The organism is Nostoc sp., assembly GCF_036917195.1.
Taxonomy (GTDB): domain Bacteria; phylum Cyanobacteriota; class Cyanobacteriia; order Cyanobacteriales; family Nostocaceae; genus Nostoc.
Genome location: NZ_JBALDG010000108.1, coordinates 1 through 10,300, shown reverse-complemented (window position 1 = coordinate 10,300; position 10,300 = coordinate 1). Strand labels below are relative to the sequence as shown.

General features: G+C 41.3%; 8 protein-coding genes and 2 pseudogenes. 4 read left to right on the top strand and 6 right to left on the bottom strand.

All coding sequences use genetic code 11. The features are described from left to right. Nucleotides 1-327 precede the first annotated feature (327 nt). Nucleotides 328-860 (bottom strand): annotated as a pseudogene (locus V7K40_RS33680) (IS630 family transposase); the annotation flags it as partial. A gap of 479 nt (nt 861-1,339) precedes the next feature. Here V7K40_RS33680 and V7K40_RS33675 point away from each other — a divergent pair. Continuing rightward, nucleotides 1,340-1,498: a hypothetical protein gene (locus V7K40_RS33675; protein WP_334967201.1), complete on the top strand. Its 159-nt coding sequence runs from the start codon at nt 1,340-1,342 to the stop codon at nt 1,496-1,498. Nucleotides 1,499-1,852: 354 nt separating this feature from the next. Here V7K40_RS33675 and V7K40_RS33670 read toward each other — a convergent pair. Then, nucleotides 1,853-2,116, bottom strand: a pseudogene (locus V7K40_RS33670) (IS630 family transposase); the annotation flags it as partial. Between the two features lie 693 nt (nt 2,117-2,809). Next, a complete protein-coding gene (locus tag V7K40_RS33665) occupies nt 2,810-3,793 on the bottom strand; it encodes an aldo/keto reductase (protein WP_334967200.1) in 984 nt (327 codons plus the stop codon). Between the two features lie 195 nt (nt 3,794-3,988). On the opposite strand from V7K40_RS33665, the gene V7K40_RS33660 reads away from it, so the two are divergent. Next, entirely contained in the window at nt 3,989-4,915 is a 927-nt protein-coding gene (locus V7K40_RS33660; protein ID WP_334967199.1) for an AraC family transcriptional regulator, read from the top strand. Between the two features lie 242 nt (nt 4,916-5,157). On the opposite strand, the gene V7K40_RS33655 is transcribed toward V7K40_RS33660, so the two are convergent. After that, the gene (locus V7K40_RS33655; RefSeq protein ID WP_334967198.1) at nt 5,158-5,973 is read right to left on the bottom strand and encodes a PEP-CTERM sorting domain-containing protein; all 816 of its coding nucleotides are present in this window, start codon (nt 5,971-5,973) and stop codon (nt 5,158-5,160) included. A gap of 63 nt (nt 5,974-6,036) precedes the next feature. Continuing rightward, entirely contained in the window at nt 6,037-6,267 is a 231-nt protein-coding gene (locus V7K40_RS33650) for a hypothetical protein (protein WP_334967197.1), read from the bottom strand. A 546-nt stretch (nt 6,268-6,813) separates the two neighbouring features. On the opposite strand from V7K40_RS33650, the gene V7K40_RS33645 reads away from it, so the two are divergent. Together V7K40_RS33645 and hisD are read left to right on the top strand one after the other, a co-directional pair. After that, nucleotides 6,814-7,266, top strand: a complete 453-nt coding sequence (locus V7K40_RS33645) for a hypothetical protein (RefSeq protein ID WP_334967196.1) — start codon at nt 6,814-6,816, stop codon at nt 7,264-7,266. Between the two features lie 416 nt (nt 7,267-7,682). Further along, a complete protein-coding gene (gene hisD / locus V7K40_RS33640; protein ID WP_334967202.1) occupies nt 7,683-8,963 on the top strand; it encodes a histidinol dehydrogenase in 1,281 nt (426 codons plus the stop codon). Between the two features lie 446 nt (nt 8,964-9,409). On the opposite strand, the gene V7K40_RS33635 is transcribed toward hisD, so the two are convergent. Continuing rightward, nucleotides 9,410-10,300, bottom strand: an 891-nt coding sequence (locus V7K40_RS33635; RefSeq protein ID WP_334967195.1) for a CAAD domain-containing protein, incomplete at its 5' end; no start/stop codon positions are given.

Here is a 10,300-nt window from a genome sequence, read left to right as displayed (position 1 = left end):
TTCTACTTGATGGCTGCATAAATTGCCAGAGTGAAATCCACAATAGCATTTCATAATTTTTTATTCTTATTTAGCGACAAGTCTATTAAATATAACTGAAATTTAGCTTCTATCCTTACTGTGGTTTTCCTTATGAGCAGTCTTTTGATTTTGTTGTGATTTGACCCAAAGCACTTACTAGAGGTAAAATGCCTTGTCATTGCTTACCAGACAAAGGGTAAAAGCGCCAAAGTGTAGTCATAGCATAAAACATACTTGATCCGGTGAGACGACAAGATTCTGCGATCGCAGATGGCTGGGATCAAGATATAGCAATCGCCAAGGTGATTAGGACACTAGGTTCAAGACAAACTCGATTGCATCTCGTAGACAATCAAACTTGTCAAGTTGTTTGCGGATACGGTTCTTAAGCCAAGACCAACAGTTTTCAATTTTGTTTAAGTCAGGAGAATAGGGTGGTAAATATATCAGCTGACAGCCGGCCTGTTCTACCAAATCCTGAATGCGCCTACCTTTATGGAAAGTAGCATTGTCTAAAATCACTATTTGTCCAGGTACAAGTTTCGGCACTAAACATTTCTCTAACCAAGTCTCAAAAACAATTCTATTGTAGGCTCCTTCAATTGTGAAAGGCGCAAGTAGCTTTCGGTTACATAGCGCAGCAATCATGTTGACTCGTCCTTGTCTTCGCCCACTCTTGAGAGCTTTTATGCTCTTAAGAGTTCATTCCAACCATAGGCGTAATCATCCCGACTATTCATGCCCGCCTCATCCACATACACCAGTTGCGTCGGTACAACCGTTACTAAGTGTTCTACAAATGTTTGCCTTTTGGCTTCATCCCGCTGTTAGTAGCCGTGAACCTATCCCACTAATCCCCAAAGATGATAGCCTATTTCTGAATTGAGAAGGGTGTATCAAGCGATTGCAGGACGTTTCGAGGGGTTAAGCGATCTGGAATGGAAATTGTTTGAAGATATATTTCCTCCAGAACCAGAAAAATGTGGTAAGGGAATGCCTCATGCACCGTACCGCTATCTGCTAAATAGTCTTTTATACATTTTGATTACTGGATGTCGATGGTGTGACATCCCAAAGGGAGATATATGGGCTTCAAAAAGCGCTTCCCACAGATGGTTAAAGCAATGGCGGGAGGATGGAACGTTTGAATATATACAGGCACGTGTTCTTGCGAACGCTGATGAGAAAGGCTTGATAAATTGGGACTTTGGGGCTGTTGATGGCTCTTTTTCCCGCAGGATCGGGAGGAGGTGAAGAGGTTGCTTATGGGGGTAAGGGAAAATGAGTGTTAATTCATACACTTACGGAGGCAAATGGAATGCCTTTAGCTAACTGTACAACTCCAGTTAACGGAAATGAAAGAGAGCAGGTATTACCACTGCAAGATTTAGTCAAACTTAAAACTTTAAAGCCTGGTAGACCGCGTAAGAGAGTGAAGGTATTAGCGACTGATAAAGGTTACGATTCACTCGTATAAACGCGTTGCTTTACGCTCATCGTGGAATTAGACCTCAAATTCCAGGCGCGAGTTTGGAAAACGAAGAAAAACAGAGGTAGACCAATCAAAATTTCTGTTCCCAGGTTTCAGCAGGAACGTTGTTTTGCCTGGTATCAACGTAAATATCGTCGTTTAGTCGTCCGATGGGAACGTCAAACAGTATATTTTGATTCCTTCATTGACCTTGCAACTATCCATATATGGATTCAACGGATTTTATTAGTGGGATAGGTTCGTAAGTCTTTTTTTTCGCGTGAAACCAATTTTTTGCAAGGCTCGTGATATTGTGCGTTAGCGTAGCTCGCCGTTCGCAAAGCGTCTCGTAGAGAAGGCATCGCTAATGTCATTTTCCCACAATAATGCCATCTCAGCTTGGGTTTTATTACCATGCCTCTTCACAAATTCACGAAATTTTGCCCAGTCAATTATTTTATGCCTATTGCCAATTCCCCTATTTTGCTTCGCTTTGTAGTCTCCAGTTTCGGCTTGACGCTTCAGCCATAAATCAATGGTGTTGCGACTGAGTTGAAATACCGACGCAGTTTCGCTTTTTTTCATCCCATCTAGCTTGAGCGCTTGGATGACTTTCTCACGCAGATTCTAACTGTAGGCTTTTGCCATAACGCAATTCAATTACCTTTTGAACGCAGACTATTTGCATTATATGTCCTAACTCTCTTGGCGATTGCTATATCACCTAAACGCCACGCTGGAAGTAAAAAAAACATACTCACTGTTTTCAAGTGTGAGGGTTCTACTTCTTATTTACTACCCTACCTCTGTTCAGCTATACTCTCAAACTATTTTTGTCGTATTTTAAAATACGACAAAAATAGTTTCAATTATTTTACTCGGTCTCTGGTATTTAATTAACCAAAAGAATTCTATATTTTTAGTGCTATCCGCGCATTTACACAGTTACAATTAATGCGAGCCAAAGAGTTAATTGAAAACTGGTATGAACTCCAAAGAAATTTATCTCTTCAAGTGGCTCGCGACTTCATACTAGAACACCTAAAACAGAAGGTGAACTCGAACGCATGTAGCCAGATTTCTGTCAATGCTTAGTCCTACAATATAGATATTATCTGTCTTCTCAGCCTTTGGAGTATTGCGATCGCCTGATTATAGAGTGATCATCGCCAGGACTTACGCAAAATCATAATAAAACGAACCGCAAAGGACGCAAGGGACACAAAGGAATAAGAGTTTCAAAGACTTTTTGCATAAGTCCTGTTTAATTGAAAGTCCCAAAGAACAAACGATTAACTCAACTTTGACTCGATTTAATTAATGATTGAGCGCTTTCATTTGCTGTTCAGCATAGCGAGACCCAGCGGCAATTCCTTTGGGAGCAACCGCTTCAATTTGGTTCAACTCTTCAAGAGTCAGCGTAATGTCAGTTGCGGCAATGTTTTCTTCGAGGTAGTTCCGCCGCTTCGTGCCCGGAATCGGCACAATGTCATTGCCCTGAACCAGTAGCCACGCTAAGGCAAGTTGACCAGGTGTCACGCTTTTTTCTGAAGCGATCGCTTTGACTTGTTCTACCAGTTGCAGATTCTTGTAAAAATTCTCGCCCTGAAATCGCGGTGAATTTCTGCGATAGTCATCTTGGGCGAAATCGTCTGGGCTGGTGAACTGCCCTGAGAGAAATCCACGACCGAGCGGGCTGTAAGCCACGTAGCCAATGCCTAACTCGCGCACTGTCGGCAAAATCTCATCTTCTGGGTCACGGCTCCACAAGGAGTATTCCGTTTGTAGGGCAGTAATCGGGTGAACTGCATGTGCCCGTCGAATCGTGGCAGGAGCCGCTTCAGACATCCCAAGATAGCGGACTTTGCCCTGCTGCACCAGTTCTGCCATTGCCCCGATGGTCTCTTCGATCGGCACTGATGGATCAACCCGATGCTGATAGTAAAGGTCAATTACATCAACTCCCAAGCGTTGCAATGAAGCATCACACGCTTGATGCACATATTCTGGTTTGCCGCTCACGCCCACAAACTGACCATCGGTGCTACGGACATTACCGAATTTTGTGGCTAGCACAACCCGATCTCGATGATCGCGGATTGCTCTACCCACCAATTGTTCATTTGTGAACGGACCGTACACATCAGCCGTATCCAGCAACGTCACACCGAGTTCTAAAGCGCGGTGAATTGTTGCAATCGATTCTTGCTCATCGCGCCCTGCATAGAACTCAGACATGCCCATGCAGCCTAGACCTAGTTCTGAAACTACCAGTTCTCTGCCAAGTTGACGTGTTTTCATTTAAAGTTCTCCTAATTTAACTTTCAATTTTCAGTCTTATCTTACGGGATGCTTTCATAGTAGGCTCAATCAGCTTTTGCATGAATACACAAACCTCGCAGATGATTGCCTAATCCTCTCAAACCATGCGTTAGTTAGGAAAAAAATTTCTTATAATCAGCGCAGCAGAAGGATTAAATCAGTCAAGAATCTAGCATGACGAGTGAGACACTGAGCCATAAGGCAGGGATCAACAAATGTGAAGAACTAGCGGTATTAGTCAATCGGCATACTGGCTGCAAGGGAAACGGTGACCATGTAACCGCAATCAATCCCTTAGTCTTCACGCGAGAATGCGATCCTACAGCCGCAATACATGGGGTCAGCGAACCGCTGCTTGGCATTGTGGTGCAGGGCGAAAAAGAAGTGTTGCTGAAGGAGGAAGCTTATCGCTACGGTGTCGCTCAGTATCTGGTTGTGTCGGTGGATATGCCGCTGAGTGGATGTGTGGTAAAGGCAACCCCCAGTCAGCCCTATCTAGGATTTAAGCTGAAGTTAGACTCTGCCCACCTCTGTGAGATCATTGCTCAAACGAACTTAGATATAACTAAGAAAGAATCAGTCAGAGGCTGGTTTATTAGCGATGCCGATCCACCGTTGATTGATTGCGCCATCCGGTTGACAAAGCTTTTAGAGACACCACAGGACATCCCGTTCCTGGCACCGATGATCATCCGCGAAATCTATTGCCGTCTGCTCATGGGGGAACAAGGCGAAGCAGTTCGTCAGATTGCCACCTCTGGGAGCAACATGCAGCGCATTGCTGAGGTAATCAAACGGCTCAAAGCTGATTTTGCAAAGCCACTGCGGGTTGAAGATTTGGCAGAGCAGGTAAATATGTCTGCTTCATCGTTCCACCGCCACTTCAAGGCAGTCACCTCAATGAGTCCGCTACAATATCAAAAACATTTGAGACTCTTGAGAGCGCGTCAAATGATGCTTGCCAAGGATGTCGATGCGACTCAGACTGCCTATCAGGTTGGATATGAGAGCACTTCACAGTTCAGTCGCGAATATGCCCGCATGTTTGGTGCGCCGCCCATCAGGGATATTGAACGGTTACGAATAGAGGCTGTTGCCTAATTTGAGAATTCCTTCTTTTGCGAAGCATGACCAGTACGGACGCGAGAAGTATCTTCATTTAATATCATACTAGACATATACGCATAATTGCTCCTAAGAAGAATATAAAAATATTGTTAGTCAAGAGTCAATAATTGACTATTTTCTCTTTTTTATGCTCTTTAATAAAGTTTATAGTGCAACAGTTGAACTTCTCCAACTGTTACGAGTCAAGTATTTAAGAATTCAAAATTTGATGCAATCTATTGGAATATTTGGTTGTTTTTCCGCAATTTCCATACCATCAGACAAGATGTACCAACTAAAAATAAACCTGAAATTGATGGTTCTGGGACTTTAGTAACTACTAAAGAAAGATTATCTGCGTAGGCGTCATTTACTCGCCCTCTTGCATAATTAGCGTTCAGTTGTACATTGATTTGACGTGTACCCACAGGTACAGAACCATCAGTTGACCGTAAAAATAAGCCTGTAGTGTTATTTCTTTGCGTGACAGTCGGCGAAGTAATATTAGCTGTGCCTAAAGACTGGTTAGCTTGATCAAGAAAAGTAATGTTTAATGATGCGCTATCTTCATCTGTGCTATATCCTCCCAACCAGCCGCTTAAGTCAAACCTACCTTGACCTGCATCAATAGTTGAGGCTAAATCAGATATATCGATTAATTGCGAAGCACTGGAAGAGGCTCGATCAGCACCACCAAAAAATAAATTGAGTCCACGATCGCTTGGGCCAGGAATATCAATACTAGGAACAGTAACATTCACTACATTACCTAATGGGTTGGTAAAGCTAAAACCTGTTGCCCCATACTTTAATACACTGAAACTACCTGTTAAAGTCCAGCCAGGGATAGTAGGTATATCAGCCCCAACAGCATTACCAACCGGATCTCCTTGCCCTTGTTCTGCATCACCATTTACTATCAAATTAGTACCAAAGGTAACAGCATAGATGGGGTTAGAAAGCAACAGACTAAATATAAGTCCTGCTGTTAAAGTTGTACCAATCTTAGCCATTGCTTGAGAAAATAAAGGAAAGATAGTTAGTTTATTCATAATTTGTTATCTCCTTAAATTTACTAACAGTTTGTTTCAAAATTAACCAGATTCTTCAATTTTCTAACTATAGTGTTCATTGCTCACTTGAACTTTTTGCTGTTTAGCAGCCAACTTTCTCTGCAAAGCAAAAGCTACACTTATAGCAAGTAAAATTCCACTAACTCCTTGAGATTCGGGAACAGACTTAAGACTACTAAATCCATACTTTGCCAGTATTTGTTGCCCAGTTGGTGAAAGGATATAATCAGCTAGTTGTGAACCTCCAGGATTTACATCTTTGAGTACTGTCAAACCATATTCAACTTGGACTATAGTTAATACTCAACAGCTAACAAGAACATATATGCGTGTCAATTAATGTGGAGCATCTTAACTAATGCTTAAACAGTCCTTGCTCTGAGCGTTTAAACTTTATGAATTATTCAAGAGTATTCATGGCATACGTTTTTATACGCATTTTTGTTTTCGATTGAACTTACTATACCAACTTGGTTGGAAAAAATCAATTCAACTACGTAATTAAACGTTGACTTTATCAAAGCTTTAAGTAAAAAGTTTTTTTATATTGATGAGATTACGCGTATGACAAAACTTCAGGAGTAACTACGATTGTGGTGCTTTTGCGATCCCCTTCCCATTCTTAATAATGAACCTGAAGCATAAATGTAGGATAGTTTGTTTGGAGTAGTACCACCGATTTCTGGTCAAATAATTAGCTAAACAAAATTAATTACATAATTTTTACCAAATTATCGAAGGATTTTTTCTACAGATGCAACAAAAGTTTGCCAATTCTTGTAAGCATCTATAGTAATCATAAATGAGTTATGAAAATGAATGAACCGCCAAGTCGCCTTATCACGAGAGGCTCCGCCAACGCGCAGCGTCTCGTTAAAGAAGAGCGCCAAGGAAAAAAAGAAGTTTTCACATATAATTTATGATTGCTATATATCAATCTATGTGACTGTCTCTACCGACAGAACGGATTTTATCGCTACAAACGATTTATCTCAAAATTCTACGGACGTTGTACAAAAAGTGTGTAAAGTTCGATGGCATATTGAGGAGTTTCATAGAGAATTAAAACAATTGACGGGTATTGAATCTTGTCAATGCCGCAAGGGGTGTATTCAAAGAAATCATATTGCCTGTGCTATTTTAGTTTGGCTCAGACTCAAAGATTTAACTTATCAAACAGGTCAAACAATTTATCAAATTCAGCATGGATTGTTATCAAATTATTTAGTTCAGCAACTCAAACGTCCGGCTGTTCCCATGTTTATTGTCTAGTTGTTTAGCGCTTGGCGCGGCTATACCGCGCCATTGCTTGTGACAGTTGCGTAAGTCCTGTTTAGGAAATATTGCATCAATGCAAGCAATAATTACATCAGAATTAATACTTTTACATCCAGACCAATTCTATCCGGCAAGATTTTATGAGCAATTTTGGCAGACCCTCTCCGGAAATCTCCAGTCATTCAAGCAGAATTGCTGTTTCTAGATGGCATTTACATCTTCCACCACCGAGACAAATAAATTCCTGAAGCCCATGTCTACAAATCCATTTCACCCGCAGCCCTGAGAACTAAAATTACTACTAATCGACTTATTCCTCATGCGATCGCAGTGTATGCTGGCAGGTGATTAATAAATTTTCACCATCACAAAGTTAAACTAAAAAATGAATGTCAACTTATCCAACTATCATGCAGCTATTAAAAACAACCGATCAAGATTTTTCTACTCAATTCAATGCACTTGTAAATGATCGCACAGAAGCAACGGTTGATGTCAGTGGTACAGTTAAAGATATTATTGCTGATGTGAAAGCCCGTGGTGATGTAGCAGTCAAGGAATATACAACTCGTTTTGATCACTACAGTCCTGATTCTTTTCGTCTGAGTGAAAGTTACATTGCTAAACAAGCTGCTCAGTGTCCCCAAGAAGTACAACAGGCGTTAGAATTGGTGGCAAAGCGAATTACTGCTTTTCATCGTCAACAACTACCCCAAGATATCGCCTATACGGATGAAGTTGGAGTAAAACTTGGCTTAAATTGGCTAGCTTTGGAAACTGTAGGTATCTACGTACCCGGAGGACGAGCCAGCTATCCAAGTTCATTATTAATGAATGCTTTACCTGCGAAAATTGCCGGAGTAGAGCGAATAGTGATGACCGTACCCATGCCTGGCGGAGAAATCAACCCCGCCGTCTTGGCAGCTGCTCAGGTAGCAGGTGTTACCGAGATATATAGTATTGGTGGAGCGCAAGCAGTGGCCGCCCTCGCCTACGGTACAGAAACTTTAATTCCTGTGAATAAAATTGTTGGACCTGGTAATGCTTATGTGGCGGAAGCCAAGCGCCAGGTATTTGGAAAAGTAGGGATTGATAGCATCGCCGGTCCTTCGGAAATTTTGGTAGTGGCAGATAATAAAAATAATCCAGAGTGGATTGCTTGGGATTTGCTGTCACAAGCAGAACATGACCCCAGCGCCCAATCTATTTTAATCACTGATTCGGAAAGTTTTGCCCAAGATGCGATCGCAGCTGTTGAGCAGATTCTCCAAACCTTACCTACCCAAACAGTAGCGACTCAAAGTTGGGAACAACATGGTGCGGTAATCATCGTCAATGACCTAACGGAAAGTATTCCTCTTTTAAATCAATTAGCACCAGAACACGTGGAATTATGCGTAGATGAAGCGCAACTTTTGGCTAAAGAGATTCGGTGTGCGGGGAGCATATTTTTAGGACAGTATACTCCAGAAGCGATCGGCGATTATGTTGGCGGTCCTAACCATATTTTACCAACCTCGCGTTCAGCCCGCTTTGCTTCCGGTCTGAGTGTGTATGATTTTATGAAACGAATTACCTATTTGCAATGCGACCAACAAGCATTACAAGCCATAGGAAAAGCAGCAATTACCCTTGCTCACGCCGAAGGTTTACCAGCCCATGCGGGTAGTGTAGTGATGAGATTAACGTGAAAGGTAATAGGGAACAGGTGAGATCGGCCCCGTCTTAGCGGTCTTTGTCACGTAGACGCAAAGCGGCTTCCCGTCTAGAGTAGGGGGACTGGCGTTAGCGCAGTCGTAGGTTTCAAATTCCTGGAGTCCGTGTAGGCAAACAAAAGTTTGTCTAGCCACGATTTATAATCGTCAGGTATATTTGCAAAGGTGAGATGCACCTGTTCCTGTACCTATGCCAAGATCAACAATTTTCTATCCAGATAAACCAATACTGTATTCAGACAGTCTGTCAAATAATCAACTGGGAAAGCCAAGACGGTGTTTTGCTCCTATTGACAGCAGTTACATACACCAAAGTCAACTTCCATAAGTAAGTTTGTTGCAAAAGTTTTTAGGTAGTATGAATACGTTTGCCCTATGCCTTCTTTGACTATGAAAGAAAGCAAATATGGAGACATAACAGCTTACGAATCTTGTCCCTCAACAATTTCTTTTTGGATAAAACTAATTTGTGCAGCTAATTCCTGCCGAGTAGAAGCCTTAAGTAGATATCGGAAAAAAAACCAAGTTAAGTAACCAATTCCAGTCAACTCAAAAGCTCGATTTACCTGCGGGATTTCATCTACCACATCTAATACAGCTACAACTATCTTAACTGCAATAGTTACTATAACAATTGTAGCAAAACAAATAATCGGCAATTGGTATTCGGTGGAAAATCTACCTAAGTAATTAGGAAATTGCTCCAATAATGCAGAAAATTTATTACCAACTTGCTGCCATTCAGTTAATGGTTGATTAGCATCTAATAGCAATGGTCGAGCTTCAATTTTTGAACTTTCAAGTTCTGCAAAAGGTTCAGTTGATGTAATATCAAAAGATTTCGATTGTTGTACTTCACTCTCCCAAGGTATTGGTTGATTAGCATCTAGTAGCAATGATTGAGTTTCAACCTTTGAACTTTTAAGTTCTGTAAAAGTTTCAGCTAATGTAATATCAAAAGATTTCGATTGTTGTACTTCACTTTCTTGAGATAATAGTTGATTAGCATCTAGTAACAATGGCTGAGTTTCAACCTTTGAACTTTCAAGTTTTGCAATAGGTTCAGCTAATGTAATATCAAAAGATTTCGATTGTTGTACTTTGCTCTCGATAAATTTCCTATTTTCTTCAGGGATAACAGTTGTTGTTTGCTCACCACGGATATCAACTTGAGCCAATTTCATCAAAGGCGAGTAAATGGCATTGTACATATCACGTGCCATGTTCACAGCACCTTCAAAGCCCATATATGGACCATTGTGGTAACCATGACCATTGACATAAGGCAAGTGTAGTTTCTTCACCAAAGCACC

What these genes read in the sequence shown, in the direction of transcription:
- V7K40_RS33675 (WP_334967201.1), top strand. Translation starts at nt 1,340, where the DNA reads ATGCCTTTAGCTAACTGTACAACTCCAGTTAACGGAAATGAAAGAGAG.
- V7K40_RS33665 (WP_334967200.1), bottom strand. Translation starts at nt 3,793, where the DNA reads ATGAAAACACGTCAACTTGGCAGAGAACTGGTAGTTTCAGAACTAGGT.
- V7K40_RS33660 (WP_334967199.1), top strand. Translation starts at nt 3,989, where the DNA reads ATGACGAGTGAGACACTGAGCCATAAGGCAGGGATCAACAAATGTGAA.
- V7K40_RS33655 (WP_334967198.1), bottom strand. Translation starts at nt 5,973, where the DNA reads ATGAATAAACTAACTATCTTTCCTTTATTTTCTCAAGCAATGGCTAAG.
- V7K40_RS33645 (WP_334967196.1), top strand. Translation starts at nt 6,814, where the DNA reads ATGAACCGCCAAGTCGCCTTATCACGAGAGGCTCCGCCAACGCGCAGC.
- hisD (WP_334967202.1), top strand. Translation starts at nt 7,683, where the DNA reads ATGCAGCTATTAAAAACAACCGATCAAGATTTTTCTACTCAATTCAAT.